The sequence below is a fragment of the Lactobacillus sp. CBA3605 genome (assembly GCF_002970915.1).
Lineage (GTDB): Bacteria > Bacillota > Bacilli > Lactobacillales > Lactobacillaceae > Lactiplantibacillus.
Genome location: NZ_CP027190.1, coordinates 2096684 through 2122455 on the forward strand (window position 1 = coordinate 2096684; position 25772 = coordinate 2122455).

At 44.1% G+C, this 25772-nt stretch carries 27 protein-coding genes and 1 riboswitch; of the genes, 18 read left to right on the plus strand and 9 right to left on the minus strand.

The genetic code is table 11. The annotated features are described in order from the left end of the window. The 4 genes from mdcD to C5Z25_RS10075 are packed head-to-tail and all read left to right on the plus strand — an operon-like array spanning window position 1 to window position 3949. Window positions 1–1668 carry a biotin-independent malonate decarboxylase subunit beta gene (gene mdcD / locus C5Z25_RS10060; protein ID WP_105452491.1) on the plus strand — a complete coding sequence of 556 codons (1668 nt, stop codon included), beginning with the start codon at window positions 1–3 and terminating at the stop codon, window positions 1666–1668. Beyond that, window positions 1656–2297: a malonate decarboxylase holo-ACP synthase gene (locus tag C5Z25_RS10065; RefSeq protein WP_105452492.1), complete on the plus strand. Its 642-nt coding sequence runs from the start codon at window positions 1656–1658 to the stop codon at window positions 2295–2297. The genes mdcD and C5Z25_RS10065 overlap by 13 nt, the downstream gene beginning before the upstream one ends. Window positions 2298–2355: 58 nt before the next feature. Then, window positions 2356–3150, plus strand: coding sequence for an alpha/beta fold hydrolase (locus tag C5Z25_RS10070; protein WP_105452493.1), 795 nt, complete (start codon window positions 2356–2358; stop codon window positions 3148–3150). A gap of 43 nt (window positions 3151–3193) precedes the next feature. Next, window positions 3194–3949: an SGNH/GDSL hydrolase family protein gene (locus tag C5Z25_RS10075; RefSeq protein WP_105452494.1), complete on the plus strand. Its 756-nt coding sequence runs from the start codon at window positions 3194–3196 to the stop codon at window positions 3947–3949. Between the two features lie 65 nt (window positions 3950–4014). Here the strand turns inward: C5Z25_RS10075 and dapG are convergent, their stop codons facing one another. Beyond that, entirely contained in the window at window positions 4015–5220 is a 1206-nt protein-coding gene (gene dapG / locus C5Z25_RS10080) for an aspartate kinase (protein WP_105452495.1), read from the minus strand. Window positions 5221–5225: 5 nt separating this feature from the next. Then, on the minus strand, window positions 5226–7127 hold the full coding sequence (gene asnB / locus C5Z25_RS10085) for an asparagine synthase (glutamine-hydrolyzing) (RefSeq protein WP_105452496.1): 1902 nt from the start codon (window positions 7125–7127) through the stop codon (window positions 5226–5228). A 522-nt stretch (window positions 7128–7649) separates the two neighbouring features. Between asnB and apf the strand changes: the two genes are divergently transcribed. Beyond that, window positions 7650–8249 (plus strand): aggregation-promoting factor, encoded by a 600-nt coding sequence (gene apf, locus C5Z25_RS10090; protein ID WP_105452497.1) that lies wholly within the window; start codon window positions 7650–7652, stop codon window positions 8247–8249. 83 nt (window positions 8250–8332) lie between these two features. Here apf and C5Z25_RS10095 read toward each other — a convergent pair whose 3' ends face one another. After that, window positions 8333–8659, minus strand: a complete 327-nt coding sequence (locus tag C5Z25_RS10095; protein WP_105452498.1) for an AzlD domain-containing protein — start codon at window positions 8657–8659, stop codon at window positions 8333–8335. Continuing rightward, entirely contained in the window at window positions 8656–9357 is a 702-nt protein-coding gene (locus C5Z25_RS10100; protein ID WP_105452499.1) for an AzlC family ABC transporter permease, read from the minus strand. Before C5Z25_RS10100 ends, C5Z25_RS10095 begins: the two co-directional genes overlap by 4 nt. A gap of 182 nt (window positions 9358–9539) precedes the next feature. Here C5Z25_RS10100 and C5Z25_RS10105 point away from each other — a divergent pair, with 182 nt between their 5' ends. Further along, window positions 9540–9758, plus strand: coding sequence for a helix-turn-helix domain-containing protein (locus C5Z25_RS10105; protein WP_105450064.1), 219 nt, complete (start codon window positions 9540–9542; stop codon window positions 9756–9758). Window positions 9759–9897: 139 nt separating this feature from the next. On the opposite strand, the gene C5Z25_RS10110 is transcribed toward C5Z25_RS10105, so the two are convergent. Both C5Z25_RS10110 and C5Z25_RS10115 read right to left on the minus strand, forming a co-directional pair. Beyond that, complete coding sequence (locus C5Z25_RS10110) at window positions 9898–10617, minus strand: DUF4811 domain-containing protein (RefSeq protein ID WP_105452500.1); 720 nt, start codon at window positions 10615–10617, stop codon at window positions 9898–9900. Beyond that, entirely contained in the window at window positions 10614–12089 is a 1476-nt protein-coding gene (locus C5Z25_RS10115) for an MDR family MFS transporter (protein ID WP_105452501.1), read from the minus strand. Before C5Z25_RS10115 ends, C5Z25_RS10110 begins: the two co-directional genes overlap by 4 nt. A gap of 130 nt (window positions 12090–12219) precedes the next feature. Between C5Z25_RS10115 and C5Z25_RS10120 the strand changes: the two genes are divergently transcribed. Further along, entirely contained in the window at window positions 12220–12675 is a 456-nt protein-coding gene (locus tag C5Z25_RS10120) for a MerR family transcriptional regulator (protein WP_105452502.1), read from the plus strand. 412 nt (window positions 12676–13087) lie between these two features. Here C5Z25_RS10120 and C5Z25_RS10125 read toward each other — a convergent pair whose 3' ends face one another. Further along, window positions 13088–13432: a hypothetical protein gene (locus C5Z25_RS10125; protein ID WP_105452503.1), complete on the minus strand. Its 345-nt coding sequence runs from the start codon at window positions 13430–13432 to the stop codon at window positions 13088–13090. A 240-nt stretch (window positions 13433–13672) separates the two neighbouring features. On the opposite strand from C5Z25_RS10125, the gene C5Z25_RS10130 reads away from it, so the two are divergent. From C5Z25_RS10130 to C5Z25_RS10145, 4 genes are all read left to right on the plus strand, one after another. Continuing rightward, window positions 13673–14320: a metal-dependent transcriptional regulator gene (locus tag C5Z25_RS10130; protein ID WP_105452504.1), complete on the plus strand. Its 648-nt coding sequence runs from the start codon at window positions 13673–13675 to the stop codon at window positions 14318–14320. Between the two features lie 257 nt (window positions 14321–14577). Continuing rightward, entirely contained in the window at window positions 14578–14778 is a 201-nt protein-coding gene (locus C5Z25_RS10135; RefSeq protein ID WP_024624485.1) for a cold-shock protein, read from the plus strand. A 165-nt stretch (window positions 14779–14943) separates the two neighbouring features. Further along, complete coding sequence (locus C5Z25_RS10140; protein ID WP_105452505.1) at window positions 14944–15687, plus strand: threonine/serine exporter family protein; 744 nt, start codon at window positions 14944–14946, stop codon at window positions 15685–15687. A gap of 12 nt (window positions 15688–15699) precedes the next feature. Then, a complete protein-coding gene (locus tag C5Z25_RS10145) occupies window positions 15700–16152 on the plus strand; it encodes a threonine/serine exporter family protein (protein ID WP_105452506.1) in 453 nt (150 codons plus the stop codon). Window positions 16153–16224: 72 nt separating this feature from the next. On the opposite strand, the gene C5Z25_RS10150 is transcribed toward C5Z25_RS10145, so the two are convergent. After that, complete coding sequence (locus tag C5Z25_RS10150; protein ID WP_105452507.1) at window positions 16225–17241, minus strand: LCP family glycopolymer transferase; 1017 nt, start codon at window positions 17239–17241, stop codon at window positions 16225–16227. A 270-nt stretch (window positions 17242–17511) separates the two neighbouring features. On the opposite strand from C5Z25_RS10150, the gene C5Z25_RS10155 reads away from it, so the two are divergent. After that, the gene (locus tag C5Z25_RS10155) at window positions 17512–18174 is read left to right on the plus strand and encodes a phosphatase PAP2 family protein (protein ID WP_105452508.1); all 663 of its coding nucleotides are present in this window, start codon (window positions 17512–17514) and stop codon (window positions 18172–18174) included. A gap of 73 nt (window positions 18175–18247) precedes the next feature. On the opposite strand, the gene C5Z25_RS10160 is transcribed toward C5Z25_RS10155, so the two are convergent. Further along, the gene (locus tag C5Z25_RS10160; protein ID WP_105452509.1) at window positions 18248–19045 is read right to left on the minus strand and encodes a lp_1002 family arylesterase; all 798 of its coding nucleotides are present in this window, start codon (window positions 19043–19045) and stop codon (window positions 18248–18250) included. Between the two features lie 60 nt (window positions 19046–19105). On the opposite strand from C5Z25_RS10160, the gene C5Z25_RS10165 reads away from it, so the two are divergent. The 6 genes from C5Z25_RS10165 to C5Z25_RS10190 all read left to right on the plus strand — a co-directional run bounded on the left by C5Z25_RS10165 (window position 19106) and on the right by C5Z25_RS10190 (window position 25545). Next, on the plus strand, window positions 19106–19681 hold the full coding sequence (locus C5Z25_RS10165) for a GNAT family N-acetyltransferase (RefSeq protein ID WP_105452510.1): 576 nt from the start codon (window positions 19106–19108) through the stop codon (window positions 19679–19681). Then, window positions 19668–20192 carry an Rrf2 family transcriptional regulator gene (locus C5Z25_RS10170; RefSeq protein WP_105452511.1) on the plus strand — a complete coding sequence of 175 codons (525 nt, stop codon included), beginning with the start codon at window positions 19668–19670 and terminating at the stop codon, window positions 20190–20192. The genes C5Z25_RS10165 and C5Z25_RS10170 overlap by 14 nt, the downstream gene beginning before the upstream one ends. A 188-nt stretch (window positions 20193–20380) precedes the next feature. Then, window positions 20381–22063, plus strand: a complete 1683-nt coding sequence (gene alsS / locus C5Z25_RS10175; RefSeq protein WP_105452512.1) for an acetolactate synthase AlsS — start codon at window positions 20381–20383, stop codon at window positions 22061–22063. A gap of 59 nt (window positions 22064–22122) precedes the next feature. Beyond that, window positions 22123–22307, plus strand: a riboswitch (Lysine riboswitch). Between the two features lie 137 nt (window positions 22308–22444). Further along, window positions 22445–23893 carry an amino acid permease gene (locus C5Z25_RS10180; RefSeq protein WP_105452513.1) on the plus strand — a complete coding sequence of 483 codons (1449 nt, stop codon included), beginning with the start codon at window positions 22445–22447 and terminating at the stop codon, window positions 23891–23893. A 166-nt stretch (window positions 23894–24059) separates the two neighbouring features. Continuing rightward, window positions 24060–24809, plus strand: coding sequence for a M15 family metallopeptidase (locus C5Z25_RS10185; protein ID WP_234002736.1), 750 nt, complete (start codon window positions 24060–24062; stop codon window positions 24807–24809). Between the two features lie 100 nt (window positions 24810–24909). Beyond that, a complete protein-coding gene (locus C5Z25_RS10190) occupies window positions 24910–25545 on the plus strand; it encodes a deoxynucleoside kinase (RefSeq protein ID WP_105452515.1) in 636 nt (211 codons plus the stop codon). Window positions 25546–25772: the final 227 nt, after the last annotated feature.

Consider the following 25772-nt stretch of genomic DNA (forward strand, 5'->3'; position numbering starts at 1 on the left):
ATGCAAACAAGTTTTGTAGAATTACATGCACGCGAACGTGCCCAAGCGTTACTTGATGATGGCACCGCTCGCGAGTTGGTTGGACCATTTGATAATTTGATTTCGCCACATTTGGAACCACAAGGTATTGTGCCTGAAAGTGATGATGGGGTGGTGTTAATGCAAGGCCAACTTGATCACCAAGCAGCGGTCGTGATTTCGATCGAAGGTAGCTTTCAAGGCGGCGGGATTGGTGAAGTTAACGGTGCCAAAATTGTTGCTGCGCTAGAACAAACGCTCAAAGATAATCAACAGGGGCATTCTGTTTATCCGGTATTGATTCTGGATACCGGTGGGGTACGGTTACAAGAAGCTAACTATGGATTATTAGCCATTTCTGAAATTCATAATGCCATTGTTGCGCTAAAGAGCTATGTGCCCGTGATTGGGATTATTCCAGGCCGGGTCGGTTCTTTTGGTGGTATGTCGATTACGTCAGCGACGTTATCTTATTTAATTACGACGAAGAAGGCTCGGGTTGGATTGAACGGTCCCGAGGTGATTGAACAAGAAGCGGGTGTCCGCGAATTTGATGCCAGTGATAAGGATTTAATTTGGGATACTTTAGGGACCACGCAACGGGCAGCTACGGGGATTGTTGATGAAGTCATCGACGACCAAGTTAGTGCGATTAAGCAGGCTGTGGTGAATGCCATCCGGGCAAAGAAAGATAGTCATCGGACTGAACGTAATGATTTTTATCTGACTTTATTAGATCAGTTAGATCTGACAGCGCCATTAGACACGGCGGGGTATCGACAATTGTATGCGACAATTAAGCCAGTTAAGCATCAGCTTGCACCAGCTAAAGCCAGTGATCAACTTGGTACGAAGAGTCGGGGCCGGTTGTGGTTTGAAAAGTTGACTGGCATCACGAATGCTAAGAGTGAGGTCGCAACTGTGCTCTATGCCAATCAAGCGGATCGGGCTTATTTAGCAATTGTGGCTGATGAACATAACCGGTTCCCGCGGGTGCGACATGGCGAGGTTGGGTTACAAGAGGGCTTCACAGTGGCAACGGTCATTGATCAGATTGTGGCAGCGGATGCTGACAAGCCGGTTAAGCGGCCAATTGTTTTGATTGTTGATGTGCCTAGTCAAGCCTATGGGTACAAAGAAGAATTAATTGGCATTCATCTTAGTTTGGCAGCAGCAGCGGTGGCAGAAGCCAAGGCTCGTCAAGCCGGGCATCCGGTGATTGCTTTTATTCCTGGGGATGCCGTTTCTGGTGGCTTTTTATCCTTTGGGTTGCAATCGAATCGATTAATCTTGTTAGATGATGAGTCGATTACGGTCCAAGCCATGTCGAAGGCCAGTGCCGCCCGCATTACGCAACGGACTATCGCAGAATTAGAAGCAGCGACCAAACATGTGCCAGCAATGGCTTATGATGTTAAGAATTATCAAAAATTAGGGGCATTATCACAATTTGTTGACGGGATTCAGTCGTGGTCAGCAACACCAGCCGCAGTGGCTAAAGTTAATGATCTGATTGAGACCGCTGTTCAAAGTACGGTTGATCAACCGACTGACTTACACATGCGTTACGAAACGGCGATTGCGAAAGCCAGTGGTCGCGTTGCGACGCGTAAGATGCGCGCCGCTGTGGCTGAACAATGGCAAGCTTAGTCCCAATTGCACCGCATACGATTATTCGCTTAGTGGCACCGACTGATTTCGAAGGCTCAGTGCCGATCCCTAGTTGGGTTCCGGCCGCGTTACAGCAAATGCCAGTAGTTGTTGTACGGCGAGGACCGCAACTCAATGGGATTCCAGTCGGTGTTCGTGGTCCGCAACGAAATCAGCGATGGGCAGGATGGCTTAAAGGGCCAATTAACATGGCGCAACAAATTAGTCCTGAACAGTTAGTGACCACGAAGGCTTGGCAAATGATTACGCCGAATCGCCAGCAATTGCCGGTGTTTCAAGCGTTGCCAGCGATTGCGTCAATAATGTCATTACCATGGGGACTGGGCGGTAGTGCTGGCTTTGAGTTAGCTACTGGGCAAGCGGCGGTTAAGCCAACGAGTGATTTAGATTTAATAATGCCTGCGCAACACCCCTTAACGGTGAGTGCGGCGCAACAATTATTGCAGGCTTTAAATCAGTTTGGCGTGCATGTTGATGTCCAGTTGGTGGCCGGCCAAAATGGCTTTTCTTTAGAAGAGTATGCGCAACAACGCACAACCACAGTGTTGTTAAAAACGGCCCAGGGACCGCAATTGGTGACTAATCCGTGGCAAGCGGTTAAGAATTAAATCAAAGCGTGGCTCACTGTTAGGTGTCACGCTTTTGGTCGTCGATGGAGGTAGCCGGATGGATTTTTGGACGAGTGATCAGGTACGTCTAGCTTATCAGGATGTGGGGCCTAAGACAGCACCAGCGGTCATATTAGTACCCGGATTTGGTGGCTATCAAGAAATCTGGACGCTACAAGTGGCCTATTTACAACAAATGCATTATCGGGTGGTGACGTATGACCATCGAAATAGTGGCCGGTCGCAACGTACGCAGCAAGGGCTGACCGTAGCCCGCTTAGCGCAGGATCTGGCGGAATTAAGTCGGCATTGCCAGTTAAAGCGGCCGTTAATTGTGGGCCATTCATTGGGAGCGAGTGTTGCTTATGCGTTATTGTCACAAAACTTAGTGGCAGTGCGAGCCGTCATGGGAGTGGACCAATCCCCACGGATGCTAAACACACCTCAGTGGCCTTACGGGTTTAAAGCTGTCACAGCAGCTAATTTGATGGTGTCCTTGGCGCAACCGAAGGCGGGACACGAAACTTTGCATGGCTTGCAACCAGCCGTTACGGCTGCCTTGAATTTAGTGAAACAACAGGCACCATTCGATGAACAAGCTAATCAGGTGTTATTAAGGGATCATTTTCAACAGAATTGGGTGCCAATGTTGTTAGCGACTGCGGTTCCAGTAACATTGGTGGTGGCAACGCAAAGTCCTTACTATCGCTCAGGGTATGCGGCTCAATTACAGCGAGCGAATGCACAGATACAGGCGGTGTCAATTGAAGATTGTGGACATGATATTATGGCCGAAGTGCCTGCAGCCTTCAATCAGACCTTACGTCACTTTGTGTTAAAATATCGTCGTTAAACGCGTTATAATTAAATTATCTTTTGAAAGTCAGGTTAAACGTATGAAAAATAAAGCGACACAGTTATTAGCAGCAACGGCTACCACCGTTGCGATGACCAAGCTAGTTGGTAAGGGCGTGGCCTTTTATCGTGGGAATCGTCCTGCCATTGCATCAACAAAAATGACCTTAGATCCAGCTTCTCAATTACAAGGCGAGCGGATTGCTTTTTTAGGCTCTTCCATTACTTATGGTGCCGGTTCTTTTGGGGATGCCCTACCGGAATATTTAGCGGCCCATGCGGGGGTTAAAAGTACGAAAGCAGCCGTGTCTGGAACCACATTAGGTGGCGATTCGGCCAAAACGTATACCGCACGGTTGCAAAAAGATTTACCAACGGATCAAGCTTTCGATTTGTTTGTGTGTCAATTGTCAACCAATGATACACGGTTCAACATTGCCCCCGGAAAAATTAGCGCATCTAAGGCGCTGGAAGACTTTGATCGCACGACCACGATTGGTGCGATGGAATATATCATTGCCTATGCCCAACAAACCTGGAATTGTCCGGTCGCTTTTTTCACGTGTTTACGTAAACCGGATCCAGCGTATGCGCACTTGATTAAAGTATTGTATCAGCTGCAAAAAAAGTGGGGAATTCAAATTATTGATGTGTGGAATAATGACCGCATCAGAATTGTGACCGCCAGTGCTGCGATATATATGGTTGACGATGCTCATCCAACGCGGGCCGGTTATCGCGATATTTGGTTGCCATTTTTTGAACAACGGCTGACTGAAATTTTGGCTGAAAATTAAAATGACTAAAAAGATACCGCCGTTATCAAGTTAGCAAACTTGATAACGGCGGTATCTTTTTTTAATTATTTTTCAATGCCTAAGAATTCATCATGAAGGGCATTCATTGCAGCTTTTAAATCAGCCTGCTTAACTAAAACCCAAATAGTGGTATAGCTATCAGTTGACTGTAAAATCTCGATGTGTTGGGTGCTTAACGCCGTGACGATGCGGGCAGTGACGCCCGGTGTCCCAGTGATACCAGCACCGACCACGGAGACCTTTGCACAGTCACCAATCGTTTGACAATGAACGTGAGCCTTTGTTAATAAGGCATCCGCCACGTGGGCATCACCATTCACCAAGTTAAAGACGACCTGATGTTGGGTAATGTTAATAAAATCCACGCTTAAATGATGTTGTGCCATTAACTGAAAAATCTCACTTGAACTCAGCGTATCGGTTGGGACCGTGAATTGCGTCAAATCGGTTTGATGAGCAATACCGGTTACGGTCCGATAGTGTTCAATCTGAGTAGTTGTGCGGTCAGTGACCAAGGTTCCCAGTTCATCAGGGGCCTGGTAAGTTGACCGAATTCGCATCGGCACGTGTGCTTGTTCAGCAATTTCAACGGCGCGAGGATGAATCACCTTAGCACCTTCATGAGCCATGTTAGCCAGTTCTTCATAGCTAATGGCTTCAATGAAACGGGCATGGGTGACTAGGCGAGGGTCAGCTGTCATCATACCGTTGACATCAGTGAAGATATCAACCCGCTTGGCTTTAAAGGCCGCACCTAAAATTGCAGCCGACGTATCGGAACCACCCCGGCCAATCGTGGTGATATGCCCGGTTTCAGTTGCACCTTGAAAACCAGTGACCACAACCACGTCGGCGTCATTAAAAGCGGCTTCAATCGGTTGGGTATTCACCCGTAAGATTTTAGCATTTTGAAAGTCGTCATTCGTCACGATACCAGCATCTTGCCCCGTCATAGCCAAGACGTTGAGGCCTTGTTCACGAGCAAGTTCAGTAAAGACGGTCGTTGAGATTGTTTCACCAACAGAGACCAGCATGTCGAGTTCACGGTCGGTTAAGCGTGATTGGTCACCATGGACCAATCCGAGTAAGGAGTCCGTCGCATAGGGCGCCCCTTTACGACCAATTGCCGAAACGACGACAATGACTTTATCACCTTGGTCAATCGCATATTGTACGTGTTTTAAAGCTTGTTTACGTGACGGTTCATCTTTAACCGAAGTCCCGCCAAATTTTTGAACAATAATTTCCATCAGCTTTATGACTCCTCAAGTTGACTAGCATGGGCATTTGCCGTGGGACTATCCATTAAGGTATCTGCCTCAACGTAGATTTTATGCCACATCATAAAGGTCAAGACGGTCCATAATTTACGTGAGTTATCACGGACGCCATCACGATGGTCAGACAAGAGCTTCAAGAAGTAAGCCTTATTGAAGTATTGATCAGTTTGAGAATCGTTAATGATCTTTTCTGCCCAGGCGTACATCTCGTCTTTTAACCAGAACCGAATTGGCACTGGGAAACCGAGTTTCTTGCGATGCAAGACATGTTCAGGTACGACATCTTCAACGGCTTTGCGTAAGATGTATTTCGTAGTGCCATGACTAATCCGAAGATTTGCTGGGATTTCAGCGGCTAAGTTGTAAACTTCACGGTCAACAAATGGTGTCCGAAGTTCCAAGCTATGGGCCATCGTTGTGCGGTCAGCGTTATGCAACAAATCACCATTTAACCAGGTGTGCATATCGATGAACTGCATTTGACTGATTGGGTCATAGTTTTCAGATTCATCATAGAAAGGTTGAGTGATTGATTGGAACGGATGCTTTTGATTATAGTCTTTAATGAAGGCTTGCTTTTCTTGTTCACCAAAAATAAAGGCATTCCCAACATACCGGTTTTGTAAAGGCGTAGTCCCACGTAATAAGAATGACCGGCCACGCATACCTTCTGGCATCATGGTCGCAATTCGTTTGAGGGCACCATTGATGGGCTTTGTATACCGGAAGGGTTTCAAAGATTCGGGTTCGTGATAGATGGTGTAACCACCAAATAATTCATCCGCACCTTCACCGGTTAAGGCCACTTTGACGTGTTTGACAGCTTCTTTGGCTAAGAAGTACTGCGGCACAGCGGCCGGATCAGCCAAGGGGTCATCCATACTCCAAACGAAGTGTGGGAAAGCATTCATAAAGGCTTCTGGTGTAATCAACATACTGTGATTTTGAACACCCAGCTTTTGAGCGGTTTCTTGGGCCACATCTAGTTCACTATAGCCTTCACGTTCAAAACCGACGGAAATAGTTTCCAACTTAGGATTATAGTTTTTAGCAATGGCCACAATAATTGACGAATCAATCCCACCGGATAGGAACGACCCGACTGGCACGTCTGAGCGCATATGAATCTTAACGGAATCGAAGAGGGCGTCTTTGATTTTTTGCGCATATTCAGCTTCACTTCGTTGCACAGGGTGAAATTCACGATGATAGTAACGGTTGAGCCGTGGTGCAGCGCCAATCTTTTTAGTTAAAGAACACCCAGGCGCTAACATTTTAATTTCTTTAGTTAACGTTTCGGGTTCGGGCACAAATTGGAACGTCATATAATCTTGCATGGCGTTTTTGTCAAAGGTCTTGTCTTTCAGGATCTTATAGATGGCTTTACTTTCAGAAGCATAGTAGAAGTCATCGTCTTGAATCGCATAATAAAATGGCTTGATTCCAAATTGATCACGAGCCGCAAACAAAGTCTTTTCTTGCTTATCCCAAATGACAAAGGCAAACATCCCACGTAAGTACTTAGTGGCGTTTTCTTTATATTTGGCATACATGCCAAGAATAACTTCAGAGTCAGAGTTCGTTTTAAACTCATAACCGTCTGCTTTAAGTTGTTCCCGTAATTCAACGTAATTGTAAATTTCACCATTAAAGGTCATCCAGTAACGTTCATGGTCATACGAGAGTGGTTGGTGACCACCAGCTAAATCAATAATACTTAGCCGTCGAAAGCCCATTGTAATGTTATCATCAGCGAAGTAACCATCGTCATCGGGGCCCCGATGGACAATCATCTTCGTCATTTCGTGGATGGTCTGATCGTAAGCTGCGTTATCCGCTTTCGTCCGATCAGTTAAGCAACCAGCAAAACCGCACATGTATGTTCATCTCTCAATCTTAAGGTTTAAATTTTAAAGTACTCAATCAGCACTCAGGTTTTGTTGTTAATTTACCTGATTCTTAATATGAAGTAAAGTAATCTAGCAAATTATAACCGTTTCTTACCGAACTGCCATCATTTTTAGGACAATCTGAGTTGGACCGGCTTATTAATAGACTAATAATTCAATGATTTGCAAAACTTATGAGTACACTTTCATTATTATACTTGCTTTCTGGAATAAGATAAAGCCGTTCAAGGTATTCATCAAGCTTGTCACCTAAAATAATTTTTATAAGCTAAAATTTTAGTAATTCGCACACCCAACCTATTCCGGCTTTAATATTACGAAGTATTACATAAAGCCCGTTTTATTACAAGTAATCGCCTAAATAGTAATCAAACTGCTATTGCCTTGTTACATTGAGTCAGTATACTTAGCTTCTGTTGTTAAGGCCAGCAATCCACGGGGTGTTGGCCGTAGAAAACTATCAAAGATTACAGGAGTGACGTTATTCATATGAAGATCAAAAATTTACTATTATCCACAATGGCTGCGACTGGACTACTAGTTGTGACAACGACGGCAGTTAATGCTGATACGATTACTGTAAAAGCTGGCGATACGGTGAGTGCCATTGCGCATGCCCATCAAACCACGATTTCAAGTATTGAAACGGCTAATTCATTAGCTAATGTTAACTTGATTTACGTGGGCCAACAATTGACCGTCAATGGGACTACCACAGTTGCTGAACCAAGCCAAGTGACGGCAACCCCTAGTCAAAACCAAAACAAGTCGGTCGCACAACCAGTGACCCCCAGTGCACCAGTCGTTGCAGAAGCACCAACGAGTGCGCCTGCAACCACCGCACCGGTAGCAGAAACGACGAGTAATTCAGATAGTGCAGCCAAAGCTTGGATCGCCAACAAAGAATCCGGCGGCTCATATAGTGCTCGTAATGGGCAATATATCGGGAAATATCAACTCAGTGCCGCTTATCTAAACGGGGACTACTCAGCAGCCAATCAAGAACAAGTTGCCAATAACTATGTCGCTTCACGTTACGGTTCATGGACTGCAGCACAAAGCTTCTGGCAAGCAAACGGCTGGTATTAAGCTTAGACCATTAGTTGATACAGCTCAAAGAGGCTCGAGACAATTTTGTCTCGAGCCTCTTTTGGGATAGGGTTCAGGGGAGGTTAACTGAAGCCAATAAAGCGGAGGGCTGCCATGGCTAATACGCCAGTAACGACGACGGCTAATAGATTTTTAGTTAGGATGCCAGCTAAAATGGCCGGAAGTGCCGCCAGACTATTTGCCAAATTAAGACTTGGCCAGTGACCAGCGTGATAAATGAGTAAATTTTCAATGAAAATAGCGGTCATAATGGCAACCGGTACGAAGGATAAAAAGCGGATGACGCCGGCTGGGATAGTTAAGTTCTTAATGATGGCAAATGGCACCACCCGAGTTAACCAGGTTACCAGACCACACAGTAGAATTGTAACGAAAATATAAGTTGTCATTTGGGTGTCACCACCATACCGAAAGCGCAGCCTAACAGCGTTGCGATTAATAAGGCGATATTACCTGGGACCCAGCGCATGAGCAAGGTCATCATGAGGGCCACGAATAAGACAACGAGCAGTTGCGTTTTAAGTGGCTTACTGCGATCCGTAATGAGTTGCAAGTATAAGAGGCCGATAAACATCCCAACGACGGCAAAGTCGAGGCCAAATTGATCTGGGTCAGTAATGAGATTGCCGAGTAAACAGCCAACGACGGTTGCGGCTGCCCAGACAAAATAAGCGACTAAATTGGCGGCATGTAACCAGTTAGGCCGCAACTTTTGGTGGGTGAGGTTAACTTTGTTCATACTCAGCGCAAAAGTTTCATCAGTTAGCAAGGAACCCAAAGCCAGATTTTGCCAGAGGGAGTCGTGCTTGAAAAATTGGGCAATGGATAAACTCATCAACATCATTCGAGAATTGATGAGCCAAGTGGACAAGACAATTGCCGAAATTGGACTGCCCGCTAAGAGCATGCTGACCATAATAAATTGGGCCGAGCCGGCATAGACAATGAGCGACATTGCTAAGACGGCTAGGACTGATAGGTGACTTGTATTGGCGACAATGCCCATGGCGATCCCAACACCGATGTAGCCAAAGACGGTTGGTATCACGTCTTTTAGTCCACTCCGAAAAGATAAATTAGCAGTCATAAGGTTAGCTTCCTTTCCTAATAAAAAGTCGTAATTTACAGTGTACACTTTTTGGTGAAAATAATGAACAAAGCTATCATTCAATTTTAATGATGCCGTCAGGAAAATATTACTTGCATTTATTTTGACGCGGGCGTAACATAAGCACATTGATTTTTTGAAAGGACAAATGGTGAGGGAAAATGACTCTGGAACAATTAGCAGCCCGTAGTGGGGTTACTGCTGATAAAATCGTCGCTTATACTAAGGCCGGCTTGTTGCCTTGTAAAGATGAACATGCGCTATTTAGCGTTGACGATCAATATTGGCTAGATATGGTCAATTGCTTCTTAGAAAATGGCTCATCCGTTGAGGACTTAAAAGATTTGATGCCACTTTGCGAGCAATGTGCAACAAATTAGTTCAAAATTAGGATTGCAATAGCGTTAAACGCAGGTTACTGATGATTAATCAGTAACCTGCGTTTTTTAGCGTTTAAAGCCGTTATCAGCGCAACTAAAAGGGGTGCCCGGTAAAGTTACCGGACACCCCTAATAATTACTAGTGGCTTTGTTTAACGGTTTTAATCATGCTTTGTAAAGCACTAGCTTGATACTGTGCCGCAGCTTGTTTTTCAAGTTGGGCTAATTGTGCTTGTGACAGTGATGGGTTTTTGACCATCGCTGCTTTAACTTCATTCGCCACGTAAACTTTTGCACGGGCTTTTAATGTTTTTTGTTGTTGTTTAACCAACTTCGTCAACTGTTTAGCTTGCGACGTACTTAAAACGACCCATTGCTTCCCAACGTAGAAGTGATTCGTGCGTTTAATCAATTGATTGTCATTGTCAGCAATGCCAAACCAGAACTTAGCTGCGTTACTTTGATAAACCCAACGCGTGGTTTTGGTTACTAATTTGGCGGTTCCTGTCGTAGTGGTGACGTGGTTAGTTGTCTTAACACTAGCAGGTGTATGACTGACTTTTTTCGATTTCGTCGTGGTTTTGTAAATATAAACTCGATTTTTATCAGCGGTACCGACCGATTGATAAAGCAGGAGGTCCATTTGACTACTCCCAGCGGATTTGAGCGTCGCTGTCTTAGTGGTTGTCACTTGACGCATCCCAAAATGGGCACTATCGTTACGAATTACTAGAATTAATGAAGCAACCACTAGTAAAACCAGAATGACGACTAACCCAAGTTGCAACTTTGAACGGCGCATATAGACGAAACTTAAGAAAAGCGCAATCGTGCTGAGGACTAATAGGACTAAAATCATTTGGCGTCACCTGCCTTCGCTGAAAGTTTAGTGGAATGTTGGCTGTCTTTCAAGAAGAAAGCAACCACTAATCCAACGACACAGAAAGCCACAGCCACAATGAAAGCGGCATGGTAACCACCCAAGGTTGCATTCAAGTATTTATCTTGATAGGCCAGTGGTTGACTTTTGAGTAAGCTATGCGCAGGTTTTTCAGCAGTAGTCACGTTTGATAAGACGGACGTTAAAATGGCCGTCCCAATTGAACTGGCAATTTGCCGAGTGGTGTTATTAACGGCGGTCCCATGACCCATCATTTCAACCGGTAAAGCGTTCATTCCTGAAGTTGTGGCAGGCATCATGACCATGGAAATTCCGAACATGCGTAAGGCGTATAGCACAACGATATAAATCGTTGAGGTATTCCGAGTCAAGAACATGAATGGAATTGTGCCGGCTGTTAAGAGAAACATCCCTAAAATAGCTAAGCGTCGGGCCCCAAAACGGTCAAAGGCACGACCCGTAATTGGACTCATAATCCCCATCATTAAAGCCCCGGCTAACAATGTTAGCCCAGATTCAAAGGCAGAGAAGCCGTGAATAATTTGTAAGTACAAGGGAATGACCATTTCAGCACCGACCATTGCCATATTCGTTACAGAACTTAAAACAGCTGCTACCGTAAAGGCTGAATGTTTGAAGACGCGGAATTCCAAGAATGGTTTTTCCATTGTTAATTGACGCCAAACAAAGAGCACAATAAAGATAACGCCTAAGATAATGGTGGTTAAAACCTTTGCTGAGGTCCAACCACTATCCCCAACTGAGGAGAACCCGTAAAGGAGACTCCCAAAACCAATTGTTGACATCGCTAAGGAAGCAAAATCAAGTTTCGGCTTGGAGGTTTCCAAAACATTAGCCATGAAGAAGAAGCCGGCAATAATGACTACGGCGACAATCGGGATGATGAGACCGAATAAATCACGCCAGCTTAAGTTATCAATGACCCAGCCAGAAAGGGTCGGCCCGATTGCTGGTGCTAAGCCGATAACAATTCCGGCCATCCCCATGGCAGCGCCACGTTTGTTAGCCGGAAAAATGGTTAACATAATTGTTTGCAATAATGGCATAGTGACGCCGACACCAACGGCTTGAACCAAACGACCAGTTAAGAGTAGCTGGAAGTTTGGCGCCGTGAAACAAATAATGGTACCAATTTCAAAAATCGTCATGGCGGATAAGTAAAGCCACTTGGTACTGAAGCGGGTACTTAACCAGGCACTTACCGGGATCATAATCCCGTTCACCAGTAAAAATCCGGTAGTGAGCCATTGGACAGTCGAAGTTGTGATATCAAATGCCTTCATCAAAGTTGGAAAGGCAGTGGTTAAAATCGTTTGATTAAGGACCGTACAAAATGTCCCAATCAATAATATGGCAATTAGCAAGCCGCGGTTATAGGGCTTGCCATTTGCATCAACACTCGTTGACAATTGAATCCCTTCTCTCTAAAAAATGTACGTTTTCTAATATAGTCGGATTTGATGTCTTTGTCAACAAACTTGACATTGATATTAAAAAATATATACTGAATATTGAAAATGTTAGAAATGGGGCTAGACTGTGGATGATCAAGACGAAGCATTAATAAAGCGATTAAAATGCCAATTTAATGCACACCAATTTGAACTTGGCATTAGCGACTTATCAAAAGGAACGGGGGTCTCTCAAACCCAATTGCGGTATTGGGAGCAAAAAGGGTATATCTATAGTAAAAATGTGACCGAAAAAAATGCAGCTCATCATTATTCTTATGGCACGTTTATGCGGGTCCACTTGATTAAAGCCTTTTTGGATGAAGGGTTTACGTTAGCGGCGGCGGCCAAAATGGCAGCTGAACGGCGTAATCGCTTGGATATGATGCGGCTATTTACCTTGAAGGCTTTTCAAGGTATCGAGGAACGCGACGGGCATCACATGCTGAACTTAGGTTATTTTGATGAAGCTAAAACGCAAGTGTTGTATGGTTATATGGTAAATGAGGAAGTTCATTATCAGGTTTATCCAAGAAATAAGTAGGTTTTAGCTGGCTTCTAGCTTGTGAAAACGATTAATTAATGGTAAATTAAGGTTGGTAAGTGTCGGTAAGTCATTTGGACAATCAAGTTTCCCGCTCGTCAATCGATCTTATGGCTGGATTGACCATTGTGTCATGTTGGTCGTGTTTTGAAGTTTAACTTTGTAAAAGGATTTACAACAGAGCGCGAAAGAGCGCAGAGATGCCTGATTTTTATCAGGTAGTAATCGTGCATAAAAACAACGTGTTATTGAATCTAGAAGTAGTGTTCAATTGTCCGGTGATGATACTTACCAGTGGGGCCCAAGTGATGCGGGAAAGCTTGGGTCCTTTATAGTACCGTTGGTGATACTAAAAAAGCCATTAAGTGTGTGAACACACTCAATCGCTTTTTAACTTAAACCTAACTGATTATTAGGATGTTGCGACCTGACTGAAGTGACTAGCGTACCATTCATTCCAAGTTAGCGCCGGATTGCCACTGGTGAAGTAAGTCTGATCGAGCTTGTCGATCAGGTGGAGATAGTCAGCGAATGAAAAGGTGACGCTATCAGCAAGCCGTTGTGCCTTGGTCATGAAGCGGGTTAATGCGAGATGTTCGTTAATGTCAGTCATATAACTGGCAACGTCGTAATCAGACATTAATTCTAGATTGTTAGCATCATATAGCCGTTGATAGAACTTAGCAAAAGCTTCAACAGCTTGGTGTTGTAGTCGACCATTAAGTTGGGTAATTGATAATTGAGCATCATTAGTCACGATGCGGTTCCTCCTTAGTATTGAAACACGGTCCCCGATAAAAATTTAAAACGGGTGCAAACCCCCAGGCCGGAGTTTGCGCTACAATTTAATTATGGCACGATTAGGCCCACTTTTCAAAAGTTTACTAGTTTGTACGTGAGTTGCGTGGTTAGTGGCGAAAGTTTGTTAAGTGTAGTACGATAGTTGGACTAATACGTTGAAATGGACAGATAAATTTAGTTGAGGTGAAGAATATTCATGACCCCCATGAAGGAAGATTACTTAAAAATTATTTTCGAACTTGGTGGTACAAAGAAAAAGGTGTCCAATAAGCAGATTGCTTTAAGCTTGGACATTGCAGCTGGTTCCGTAACGGAAATGGTTGGTAAATTAGTACAAGAAGGTTTGGCTAAGCATACGCCTTATGCTGGTATTTCATTAACTAAAAAGGGCATTCGGTATGCTGAAACACTGGTTCGTAAGCATCGTATTTGGGAAGATTTTTTAGTGGATAAGCTAAATTATGAGTTACCCGATGTGCATACGGAAGCGGAAGTTTTGGAACACGTGACCAGTGAACGGCTAGTAGATTCTTTAGAAGCCTATCTCGGCCATCCGACTTATTGTCCTCATGGTGGGGCGATTCCAGATAAGGACGGTCATTATAAGGAAGATAGCCATACCACGTTAGCGGATACTGAAGATGGCGCCGTAGTGACTATTGAACGGTTCATTGATAATCATGATCTGCTCGTTTACTTGCATGGGTTAGCGTTAAAGATTGGTCAAACTGTGCAAGTGATGAAGCATGATCCATTTGAGGGTCCCGTGACGATTGAAGTACAGGCCACGGGCCAACAAATTCCGGTCAGTTATAAGGCGGCCCATAACATTTTTGTGAAATAAATTAAATTAATCGTAGTATAAGTCAGTTTTACTAAAGACTTGTAGCGCGGTGGGACAGGCTTTTGTAAATAAAGCTAAAGAAATTTAGGAAATATGCGTGATTAGCTATCCTTTTCGAAAACAATATGCTACAATTGTTCTTGTAGCTTGGTTAGGTAATTTTGGTCAGATCGTTTCAATAAACTATCCCCATTTGCACCGAATCATGATTTACATTAATTTATATGTGCAAAAAAGCACTAGGAGGATTTTTTATTATGGAACATGGAACAGTTAAATGGTTTAACGCCGACAAGGGTTTTGGTTTTATCACTCGCGAAAACGGTAGCGATGTATTCGTACATTTCTCAGCTATCCAAGAAGACGGCTTCAAGACTCTTGAAGAAGGCCAAGCTGTAGCATTCGACGTTGAAGAAAGCGATCGTGGCCCACAAGCAGTTAACGTTACTAAAGACTAATTAACAGCTTAAACGGCTAATCTCTAATTTATTAGAGGTTCTTCAAAAACCGGTTATGGAAGGAAACTTCCGTGGCCGGTTTTTTTCGTCGTCTCATCAAATTAATGGTTGGTTTTAGGGTTGAGTTAGCTTATGATATTTGCAAGTGCAAAAGGGGGTGCTGTCATGACGGCGGATGAATTAATAATTGCGACTTGTTTGAAAGCTGGCAAAATTATGGTTGAAAATGGCTCTGAAATTTCGCGGGTGGATGATACAATGATTCGCATCGCGCAAAATGCTGGGGTGATTCAAGCCAATACATATGTGACGATTACGGGGGTCATGATGTCGATTCAGGGGCGCAATGCGACCCAGATTGCGGCTATCACCCAACGAACGATTGATTTGGAAAAAGTCGCGCAGGTGAACCAATTATCACGAGCCTTTGCGGCGCAAACTTTGGATTTACCCGGCCTATATACGGCCTTAAATGATTTAGATCAAGCATCACGTTCCTTTCCGTTATGGTTACAATTGGTTGGTGCAGCCCTGGTCAGTGGGCCGTTGATGATTATGTTTCGCCAAGAAACTGTGAACACTTGGCCCACCGTATTGATTGGGACCCTAGGGTACCTCGTCTTTTATTTATTGAATCGTTATTTAAAAATTAAATTTTTGAGTGAATTAGTGGCGGCTTTGTTCATTGGGATAACGGCCGAATGGGTCTGCCAACTCGGTTGGGGAACTAATATTAACGATATTATCATTGGGGCGTTAATGCCACTAGTTCCCGGTGTACCATTAACTAACGCTGTCCGTGATATTTTGGCAGGTAATTTTGTTAGTGGACCGGCTCGTGCGGTGGAAGCATTAATCAGTGCGGCTGCTTTGGGATTTGGGATTGCGGTTATTATTACGATTTTTTAAGGAGGTCCGCCCATGCATATCGTTGGTCAATTGGTATTAGCCTACCTAGCCGTTTTAGGATTTGGTTTAATTATCAATATTCCACGCCGCGCTTTGAATCTAGCGGGCTGGATTGGCACCTTGACTTGGGGCTGTTATTTGATTGTTCAAGCAACCAATGGCGGCGTTGTTTTAGGTAGTTTTATTGGGTCCGTCGGCATTGGGGTTCTCAGCAATTTAGCGGCACATTATAAAAAAATGCCATCAATTATTTTTAATATTCCGAGCTTAGTGTCATTTGTACCTGGAAGTCAGGCGTATCAAATGGTTCGTAACTTTGCCCTCGGTAAGTATAATGTTGCTGTGGGGTTCATGTTACAAGTTGTGGTTATTACCGGTGCAATTGCGTTGGGCTTTCTGATTGCAGAATTATTGAATCGATCCATCGCCTTTTGGATGTTGCAGATTCGGCGGTTACGACGATGAAGGCTTGCCATTTTAGAACATCAAAAAAGGACTTGGGGTGTTTGCCCAAGTCCTTTTAAGTGATCGGTTGCTTTACTTACCGTACAAACTCCCGGTAGTAGCTGCTTTAAGATTTAATGACTTACGTAAAACATTAGTAACCCGTTGCTTTTCGGTCTGGGAAACAACTTCGAAGGATTGCCCATCGATATTTTTGCCAGTTCCTTGCGCATGGTCAGAAACGATATTTTTAGTTGCTTTGCGGTAGTTAGAAACGATGCTCGTTAAGTTACCAAAGGTCAAATCAGTTCGGGTTTGTTTGGCAATTGACTTCAAGAAGTCTTGCTTCATTAAGTTAGTTGCGCTAGAACTTTCACTGATAATTGCGGTAATTAATTGTCGTTGTCGTTGTTGCCGACCATAGTCACCTAAAGGATCATCATAACGCATCCGTGAGTAGGCCAAAGCTTTAGCACCATTCATGTGAGTCTTGACACCCTTAGTGAACGTATAGCCTTCGTAAGTAAAGGTCCGGATTGGGGTAATATCAATACCACCAATTTCGTTGATGACTTTTTTCATCCCACCCATATTAATTAAGGCGTAGTAATCAATTGGCACGTTTAGCCAGTTTTGGACTGTTTTAATAGTGGTACCAGCACTACCGTAAGCGTAGGCTGCATTCAATTTAGCTGGAAAGTCTTGTTCAAAGCCAGAAATTGCAACTTCTGAGTCACGAGGTAAACTCATCAAGGTCGTGGTCTTAGTCTGTGGATTGATGGTAGCGACAATTAAAGTGTCTGTCCGTCCTTTGTAATCTCGTCCTAAGGCCCCAGTATCCGTTCCTAATAATAAGATTGAAACGGGCTTTTTACCATTTAATACGGCGCCGGTATCCCGCGTCTTCTTGATGCCACTGCTTTGATAAACAATCTTAGCGGCGCTTTTAGCGTTGAAATAAGTTCGAGCAGCAAAGGCACCAATACCAACAAGCAATACGGCAATGATAACTAAGATGGTATTACGAACCGGGTGCCGTCTTTTTTTCTGTGGACCTTGGCCCCCAGAATTTTCTTTGTGTAACTGTGAACGACTTGGCATTTCTTCCATGAACTTTCTCCTCCAAAATGATTGCTTAAAAACTATCCATAGTTTAGCATTTTTTCACGCTATCGGAAACTAAATCCAAACTAGGATAGCGATAAAAATGTCACTTTAGTTAATCATAACGGTTTTAGGCCGTAAAAATGATTAATTCATGATTTCTTTGGGCTTTTTTAATGTTCACGAACAAATTGTTGGACTTATTTCAGTCAATGAAAGGGTTATGGTATAATTTTGATAATTATTAATTATTAATTGATGGGGGTTCTAGTTTTGATGATCGATAAGTCGCGAAGTCGGCCGATCAAGTTTGTCGTGGGGGTCATTTTATTTGCTTACCTAAGCTATTTTATTAGTGAAGGGGCCATTGGGATTGATTTGTTGGACGCCGGGGTTACATCGCTGGTGACGATAAAAGTTAATGGTTTCTTTACGGGTAGTTTTAAGCTGATTTCTTGGCTTGCATCACCAGGTCGCGATATTTTGTGGCTGGTGTTGCTGTCATTCTTACTGTACGGCTTCAAATATAAAATTCAGGCCTTTTGGTCGTTAGGGTTAATGGCCGGCGGGGTTGTTTTAGATTTTATTTTCAAACATCTTGTTGCGCGTGCTCGACCGATTGATCATTTGGCAGCTGATAGTGGCTATAGTTATCCGAGTGGTCATGTCATGGGAACTTTTTTGTTAGTGACGGTTATTATTATATTTGTTGTACCAGAGTTAGCTAGTTATCGCTGGGCACTGGTGCTTAAGTGGGCTAGTATTGTTTGGCTCTTGTTAGTCATGATTGCGCGGGTTTATATGCAAGCTCATTATCCAACCGATACCCTTGGGGCGGTTTTGTTAGGCTGGATTTGGGTAGAAGTCATGGAATGGCTGTATGTGTTATATGCTCGGAAATTATTACGCTGGCAATTGTTCTACCGCTCCTATTTATAGGACTATTTAATGAGATTAATATTAAAGCGACTTGCCTTGACTAGGTTCTCAAGGAAAGTCGCTTTTTTGGCGGTCATTTTGATTGCATGGTCAGCCACTCCAAGGCTAGGTTGAACCAATGCGCGACGTGTGGTTGATTAGCCGCTGGTCGCCAGGCGGTCTGGGCGTTAGCTAAAGCCAACCCATGGGGGCCGTGTTGAAAAACATGTAGTTCATAAGGCACTTTAGCTTGGGCCAAAGCTTGCGCATAGGCTAATGAATTGATTGCTGGCACTAAGGGGTCATCCGCAGTAACCCAAATGAAAGTGGGCCGATTAGTCGCCTTGACGTGCTGATCAGCAGCTAATTCATTGGGATTGGCCGTCCATTTAGCTAAGGTCGCTGAATCAGCGGGGTAACCGTATTGTGGGTTAATCACTGGGTAACTTAAAACGACGGTTGCCGGCTTGAGTTGATCAGCGGTTGTGTTTAAAGCGTTCGGTAACCAATCATGCCAATAATCATTATATAAGGCCACAACATGTCCACCAGCGCTAAAGCCCACTGGCGTAATTTGTTGAACATCTAACTGCCAAGCGACGGCTTGTTGATGCAACAATTGAATGGTACGACCAAGCTCCAATACGGGGGTCAAACCGAGTGGTTGAACATCCGTTAATAAGGAGTATTGCAAATAAAAGGCCTGATAGCCATGATCGGCAAAGGTGCGTGCTAAAATCTCAGCTTGCGCAACCGGAATGTGCGTATAGCCACCACCAGGGACGATAATAATACTGGGGTATTTGGGGGTCGTTCCAGTTGGATCGGTTGAGTGTAAAAAGCCGGTTAGTTGCGCACCGCTGCCAGTTAATTTGTGTTGAATCACTTGCATGCAATCACCTCTATTGATATGGTTAACATAACTAGTATAACGCAAACGGGGTGGGAACTAATGCCAATGACAATGGCTGATTTACATAATGAACAATTGAATTTGCGCCCATTTACAATGGCTGATGAGGCGGATTATTATGAGCTAGTCCGGGAAAAAACCGTGGCGATTAACGCTGGCTTTACACCAGTTGCTGGCTTGATGGAGGCCCAATATCTATTAAAGCGGCAGCTAAAATCACCGCAAATTTTTGCAATTGTCTTACAGGCGACTGGTAAAGTGATTGGCAGTATCGGGTTGTATGAGCGGATGAATGCCCAAGGTGAACCGGCACCCAGTCAAATGGAGCTAGGCTACATGTTGAACGTGGCCTACTGGCATCGTGGCTATATGACGGCCGCCGTGCACCTGTTGCAAAGCTATGCCTTTGAAACCCTGACCTTGCAACGACTAACGGCTAGCTGTCTGCAAGATAATGTTGCGTCAGCCTTAATCCTGCAACATGCTGGCTTTCGGCAATACGATCAAGTGACCCATCCAGCGTACGCGCAGTTTGGGGCGGGGCAAACCGAATTATTTTTTGAGAATGTGCCAACTAAACCAACGACAGGAGATGAGCACGATGCAACTCGCTAAATCATTTGAGCAAGCGGCTTGTATTTTAGTCTTATTAGCGACCCAACGGCCCGATATTCCATTGACTGCGGATGTTATCCATGAGCGGATTGGGGGTTCCGCAACCTACATTCGGAAAATTATTCGTAAATTGGTCGTGGCTGATTTAGTGGCGTCAACGAGTGGTAATAATGGTGGTGTCCAATTGGCACGCTCACCAGAAACGATTACGATTAAAGATGCGGTGTTGGCGATTGAAGGTCCTATACATACCTTTCCAGACCATGGTTATTTTGATCAAGTCTTTAAGGATGTTGAACCGGTAGCGGATGAAGGCACCAAAGTCGTCAATGCAATCTTTTCGCAAGCGGATGACCGTTGGTTAGGCTTTTTAGCGCAACAAAAAATTGCGACGCTCATTAAAGAGTTGTTAGTGGTCGATCAGATTCCAGTCTTGAATTGGACCAATCAATCGGAGAATAAAATGGGACAATTAAATGAAATTTTGGCGCATTTACGAACGACTAAGTGAGATAAGCTACATACTTGGTTGAAATTGTATCCGGTTTCAACCGGCTGAGTCGATTAAGCCGGGGTGGACCGCGTTTTTGCTGATATAACAATTCAGAAAACTTTTTTCACAAGTGCCAAAACGCTGTTATTACGGTGTTATCTGTGATATTCTAACAATAACTTTCACAAAACAGGAGCGAAATAAAAATGGCAGATAAGAAGTATTACGGGGCCGACGCGATTGTCGACAGTCTTGCAAATCATGACGTCAAGTATGTTTTCGGAATTCCCGGTGCTAAAATTGATCGGGTATTTGAACGACTTGAACATCCGGTTAACCCGAAGAGTCCCAAGCTGGTGGTCACGCGTCATGAGCAAAATGCAGCCTTTATCGCAGCTGGCATTGGTCGGATCACTGGGAAACCAGGCGTGGTTTTAACGACATCTGGACCAGGGGCCAGTAACTTGGCTACCGGTTTAGTGACAGCGACAGCCGAAGGGGATCCCGTGTTGGCCATTTCTGGGCAAGTCCAGCGAGCTGATTTGTTACGTTTGACCCATCAAAGTATGGATAATGCGGCTTTATTTGAGCCGATTACGAAGTATAGTGCCGAAGTCCAAGAACCCGGCAACTTGTCGGAAGTGCTTGCGAATGCCTATCAGGAAGCGACTGCGGCCAAGCAGGGGGCCAGCTTCGTAAGTGTGCCGCAAGATGTCACAGATTCTATCGTGCGGACACCAGTGATTGAGGCGTTACAAGCGCCTAAATTAGGTCCAGCAAGTCCAGTTGAAGCCACGTTGCTAGCCCAAAAAATTAAAGCTGCCAAACTCCCTGTTCTGTTAGTTGGGATGCGGGCATCCTCGCCAGAAGTCACGCAAGCAATTCGTAATTTAGTGACGGCGGCCAATCTGCCAGTAGTCGAGACGTTCCAAGCAGCAGGTGTGATTTCCCGTGATTTAGAATCACAACATTTCTTTGGCCGTGTGGGGTTATTCCGCAACCAACCTGGGGACATGTTGTTGAAAAAGTCTGATTTGGTGATTGCAGTCGGGTATGACCCAATCGAGTATGAACCGCGTAACTGGAATGCTGAAGGTAAGTCACGTATTGTGGTTGTGGACGACATGCGCGCTGAAATTGATCATAACTTCCAACCAGAAACCGAATTAGTGGGAGATATTGCGCAAACGTTAGATTTCTTATTACCCTATATGAAGGGCTACGATATTAGTGATGAGTCCAAAGACTATTTAAAAGAATTACAAGAAAAATTAAAAACGCGTGATTTTGTCCCAAATATTGATGAAAATTCAGGACTGAACCATCCGTTGTCGGTCATTGCTGCACTACAACAACGAGTGACAGATGAGATGACGGTGACTGTGGATGTTGGGAGCTTCTATATCTGGATGGCGCGTCATTTTCGGAGTTATGAACCACGGCATCTCTTATTTAGTAATGGGATGCAAACACTAGGGGTTGCTTTGCCATGGGCCATTGCGGCGGCCTTAGTTCGACCGAATACGCAGATTGTATCCGTATCGGGTGATGGTGGCTTTCTCTTTTCAGGTCAAGAACTTGAAACGGCGGTACGGTTGAAGCTGAATATCGTCCATTTGATTTGGAATGATGGCAATTATGATATGGTCAAATTCCAAGAAGAAATGAAATACGGTGAAGATGCGGCGGTTAGTTTTGGACCGGTTGATTTTGTGAAATACGCTGAGAGTTTTGGTGCCACTGGGTTACGGGTCAATAAGCCCGGTGAGTTAGAACAAGTTTTAGATACAGCTTTTAAAACAGCCGGTCCGGTCATTGTGGATATTCCAATTGATTATTCTGATAATCAAGCTTTGGGCCAAACGATGTTACCAGATCAATTTTATTAAACTGTAACACGCTAACAGAGTTGTCAAACCTAACTGGGTTTTGTATAATGATTGAGTATATCGAAAGAAGAGGACGCGATTAACAAGAGTAGCTGATTGGAGGCGGGTAACCGCTAGTGATAATCAGTGAAAGGGGCAATCGCCGAAATGGTTCTGACTGTTACCAGTTGGACCGTTGGGCCTTGGTTGAATAAATCAAGGACTGTCGCAACTTAAGTTTAAGTTGCGGGGCGCTATCGACGATGAAATCAGCATTAACAGGCCATCTGATTTAAAGTCTTTTTGCGCACTTTGCGAAAGGACTTTTTTATTTTTGGTCTTGAAAAAACTGAATCGGTGTGAACACTTTTAGATATAAATCAGATTTTTGGAGGTTGCCGCATGGCAGAAGAACAACATCACGAGGTCCATCGTGATTTAAAGACGCGTCATTTATCAATGATTGCGTTAGGAGGCAGTATTGGAACGGGGTTGTTTGTAGCCTCGGGGTCCGCAATTTCAACTGCTGGGCCTGGCGGCGCGTTACTCGCATACGTTGGGATTGGCATTATGGTTTACTTCCTAATGACCAGTTTGGGCGAAATGGCGACTTATTTACCCGTATCGGGGTCATTTTCCACTTATGCCACCAAATTTGTCGATCCAGCACTAGGTTTTGCCATGGGTTGGAACTATTGGTTTAATTGGGCTATTACGTTAGCGGTGGATATTAGTACCGCAGCCATCGTTATGCGATTTTGGTTACCTAACGTACCCGGTTGGATTTTCAGTCTCATCGCATTAGTCTTGATTTTCATCATCAATGCGTTATCGGTTCGTTCGTTTGGCGAGACTGAATATTGGTTATCCTTGATTAAAGTGATTACCGTATTGGTGTTCTTGGTTGTTGGTGTATTAACGATTCTTGGCATTATGGGCGGTCATGCAACTGGGTTGAGTAACTTTACTGTCAAGAAAGCGCCATTTGTCGGTGGGATTCCGACGATTCTGAGTGTGTTTGTTGTTGCTGGTTTTTCGTTCCAAGGGACGGAATTAATCGGGATTACGGCGGGGGAATCCGCAACTCCAGAAAAAAGTATCCCAGCGGCGATTAAACAAGTTTTTTGGCGTATCTTACTGTTTTACATTTTAGCAATTTTCGTGATTGCAGCGATTATTCCGTATACGTCGAAGGATCTATTGGGTTCATCGGCCAGTGATATTGCGATTAGTCCCTTTACCTTAGTCTTTAAGCGAGCAGGCTTAGCGGCGGCGGCAAGTTTGATGAACGCCGTGATTTTAACTTCGGTTCTGTCGGCTGCAAATTCTGGGATGTATGCGTCAACACGGATGCTATATTCATTGTCGTTACAAGGCTATGCACCCAAAACTTTTGGGCGGACCAATCGCCATGGTATTCCGATGATGGCATTACTCGGGACAGCGTTTGTTGGACTCCTAACCTTCCTATCTAGTTTGTCGGGGGGGCGGATTTATATCTTCCTCGTTTCGGCCAGTGGGTTAACCGGGTTCATTGCTTGGCTCGGAATTGCCATCTCACATTTGCGGTTTCGGCGGGCCTTTATTAAGCAGGGCCATCAACTGAGCGAGTTGCGGTATCATGCTAAGCTCTTTCCGTTCGGGCCATTGTTCGCCTTTTTCCTCTGTTTAGTGGTTATTGTGGGTCAAGACTTACATTCCTTTGCCACTTGGGATTGGCAAGCCATTGGGATTACTTACATGAGTATTCCGTTGTTTATCGTGTTATTTGTGTATTATAAGATCCGGCATCATACAAAAATGGTTCCTTTGGATCAAGTTGATTTATCAAAACATCATTTAGATAAGTAGCGAATTAGGATTGGGACCGAGGTCGCAATCCTTTTTTGTAATTGGACGAGTGTCACCAGAAAAACTTAAAATTATCGCAAAAAAGTCATGTTATGCGGTCGTGCCCGGTTAAGTGTGCTAATCTAAATTAGAAAGGCAGCGAGTGAATATGTTGAGAGAAAGTGTTTTGAAAAGTTTAGTAGTCGTTTCAATAGTGGGAATCCTAAGTGGCTGTTCGGCCACCGGCACGAAGCAAAAAAGTTCGGCAACCAGTCAAAGTACCACGAAGACCTTAACCAAGCGGCAAAAGTTGATTCAGGCGTTACCTAAGGGCGTTAAGTCGACTGATAGTGACTTGTTTTTGGTCAATAAGTGGCATAAGTATGATGAATTGACCTTTACCAAAGGGTCAATTAATGGCATTCCCGTCCGGCAGTCGGTCGTTAAACCAATGACAGCCTTTTTAAATGGTGCCAAAAAAGCAGGTTACCCAGCAACAATTGTGTCTGGGTATCGTTCTGTGGCTTATCAAAAGCAGGTTTGGAATGACTCGATCAAGACGTATGAGTCACAAGGCAAGACCGCTAAGCAAGCGTTGAAGTTGACCCAAGAATACGTTGCGGTACCACGTGGAAGTGAACATCAGACCGGATTAGCTGCGGATATTATAAATACCAAATGGTTTAATGCCAACGGTAGCCAACTGTTATCATCATCAGATAAAGCAGCGGGACAAAAATGGTTGATTAACCACGCGGTCGATTATGGGTTGATTCTTCGTTTCCCTAAGACGGGCGAAAAATCGACGGGCATTGACTATGAGTCCTGGCATTTCCGTTATGTTGGTAAAGCGAGTGCGGCCTTTATAGTTAAGCATCACTTAACCTTGGAACAATATGTGACTTTATTGCAGGCGCGTGAAAGTGCGACCAAGTAATTTTTGACTAGATATTGCATTTTGACATGGGTGTGCGTACAATATGTAGTGTTGCTTTGAAAGCTAATTAAAAACGGACGTGAATAAAGGAGAGAACCCCATGCTTGTAATGTCAGGAACAATTGGTGCCGGGAAGACGAGTTTAACGCACCTAGTTGCGGATCATTTTGATTCAACTGCGTTTTACGAATCCGTCGATGACAATACTATTTTGCCATTATTTTATAAGAATCCTAAGAAGTACGCATTTTTACTCCAAATCTATTTTTTAAATAAACGATTAGGCAGTATCAAGTCGGCTTTTACAAACGATTTAGATGTCTTAGATCGATCAATTTTTGAAGATTCGTTGTTATTCCATTTAAACGGTGACTTAGGCCGGGCGACGAGTACGGAAGTTGATATTTACGATTCTTTATTAGATAACATGATGCAGGAATTGCCGGAAGCTGAGCATCAAAAAAGTCCTGATTTATTGATTCATATCAATATTTCGTTTGAAACGATGTTGAAACGAATCCAAATGCGGGGCCGCTCTTACGAACAGATTGATCAAGATCCAGACTTATACCACTACTACGAAACGCTAAATGCTCGTTATGCTAAGTGGTATGCCGATTACGATCGGAGCCCCAAAATGCAAATTGACGGGGACGAATTGGACTTTGTGGCTGATCCTGTTGCTCGCCAGACGGTGTTAACAATGATTGACGACCGGGTGAAGGCCTTAAGCTAAGCCAGTTGCCTTTTAGTGGGGAATGTCTTATAGTGATAGCAGTATATTAAACACGGCGCGTTTAAAGTAGACAGTCAGAGAACCGGTGGTTGGTGTGAACCGGTAGTCGAAACTCCGACGCGACAAAGTGGGCAGGTAATACTGCACGGCTAAGCCGTTATCCGATTGAGGGCAGGATGAGTGCATCATCCTGAACTTGGGTGGTACCGCGAATAACAGTCTTTTCG

What these genes read in the sequence shown, in the direction of transcription:
- C5Z25_RS10100 (WP_105452499.1), bottom strand. Translation starts at nt 9,357, where the DNA reads ATGACTGCTAATTTATCTTTTCGGAGTGGACTAAAAGACGTGATACCA.
- alsS (WP_105452512.1), top strand. Translation starts at nt 20,381, where the DNA reads ATGGCAGATAAGAAGTATTACGGGGCCGACGCGATTGTCGACAGTCTT.
- C5Z25_RS10150 (WP_105452507.1), bottom strand. Translation starts at nt 17,241, where the DNA reads ATGGAAGAAATGCCAAGTCGTTCACAGTTACACAAAGAAAATTCTGGG.
- C5Z25_RS10070 (WP_105452493.1), top strand. Translation starts at nt 2,356, where the DNA reads ATGGATTTTTGGACGAGTGATCAGGTACGTCTAGCTTATCAGGATGTG.
- C5Z25_RS10095 (WP_105452498.1), bottom strand. Translation starts at nt 8,659, where the DNA reads ATGACAACTTATATTTTCGTTACAATTCTACTGTGTGGTCTGGTAACC.
- C5Z25_RS10165 (WP_105452510.1), top strand. Translation starts at nt 19,106, where the DNA reads ATGCCAATGACAATGGCTGATTTACATAATGAACAATTGAATTTGCGC.
- C5Z25_RS10190 (WP_105452515.1), top strand. Translation starts at nt 24,910, where the DNA reads ATGCTTGTAATGTCAGGAACAATTGGTGCCGGGAAGACGAGTTTAACG.
- asnB (WP_105452496.1), bottom strand. Translation starts at nt 7,127, where the DNA reads ATGTGCGGTTTTGCTGGTTGCTTAACTGATCGGACGAAAGCGGATAAC.
- C5Z25_RS10130 (WP_105452504.1), top strand. Translation starts at nt 13,673, where the DNA reads ATGACCCCCATGAAGGAAGATTACTTAAAAATTATTTTCGAACTTGGT.
- C5Z25_RS10140 (WP_105452505.1), top strand. Translation starts at nt 14,944, where the DNA reads ATGACGGCGGATGAATTAATAATTGCGACTTGTTTGAAAGCTGGCAAA.
- C5Z25_RS10135 (WP_024624485.1), top strand. Translation starts at nt 14,578, where the DNA reads ATGGAACATGGAACAGTTAAATGGTTTAACGCCGACAAGGGTTTTGGT.
- mdcD (WP_105452491.1), top strand. Translation starts at nt 1, where the DNA reads ATGCAAACAAGTTTTGTAGAATTACATGCACGCGAACGTGCCCAAGCG.
- C5Z25_RS10105 (WP_105450064.1), top strand. Translation starts at nt 9,540, where the DNA reads ATGACTCTGGAACAATTAGCAGCCCGTAGTGGGGTTACTGCTGATAAA.
- C5Z25_RS10145 (WP_105452506.1), top strand. Translation starts at nt 15,700, where the DNA reads ATGCATATCGTTGGTCAATTGGTATTAGCCTACCTAGCCGTTTTAGGA.
- apf (WP_105452497.1), top strand. Translation starts at nt 7,650, where the DNA reads ATGAAGATCAAAAATTTACTATTATCCACAATGGCTGCGACTGGACTA.
- C5Z25_RS10065 (WP_105452492.1), top strand. Translation starts at nt 1,656, where the DNA reads ATGGCAAGCTTAGTCCCAATTGCACCGCATACGATTATTCGCTTAGTG.
- C5Z25_RS10180 (WP_105452513.1), top strand. Translation starts at nt 22,445, where the DNA reads ATGGCAGAAGAACAACATCACGAGGTCCATCGTGATTTAAAGACGCGT.
- C5Z25_RS10110 (WP_105452500.1), bottom strand. Translation starts at nt 10,617, where the DNA reads ATGATTTTAGTCCTATTAGTCCTCAGCACGATTGCGCTTTTCTTAAGT.
- C5Z25_RS10160 (WP_105452509.1), bottom strand. Translation starts at nt 19,045, where the DNA reads ATGCAAGTGATTCAACACAAATTAACTGGCAGCGGTGCGCAACTAACC.
- C5Z25_RS10075 (WP_105452494.1), top strand. Translation starts at nt 3,194, where the DNA reads ATGAAAAATAAAGCGACACAGTTATTAGCAGCAACGGCTACCACCGTT.
- dapG (WP_105452495.1), bottom strand. Translation starts at nt 5,220, where the DNA reads ATGGAAATTATTGTTCAAAAATTTGGCGGGACTTCGGTTAAAGATGAA.
- C5Z25_RS10155 (WP_105452508.1), top strand. Translation starts at nt 17,512, where the DNA reads ATGATCGATAAGTCGCGAAGTCGGCCGATCAAGTTTGTCGTGGGGGTC.
- C5Z25_RS10170 (WP_105452511.1), top strand. Translation starts at nt 19,668, where the DNA reads ATGCAACTCGCTAAATCATTTGAGCAAGCGGCTTGTATTTTAGTCTTA.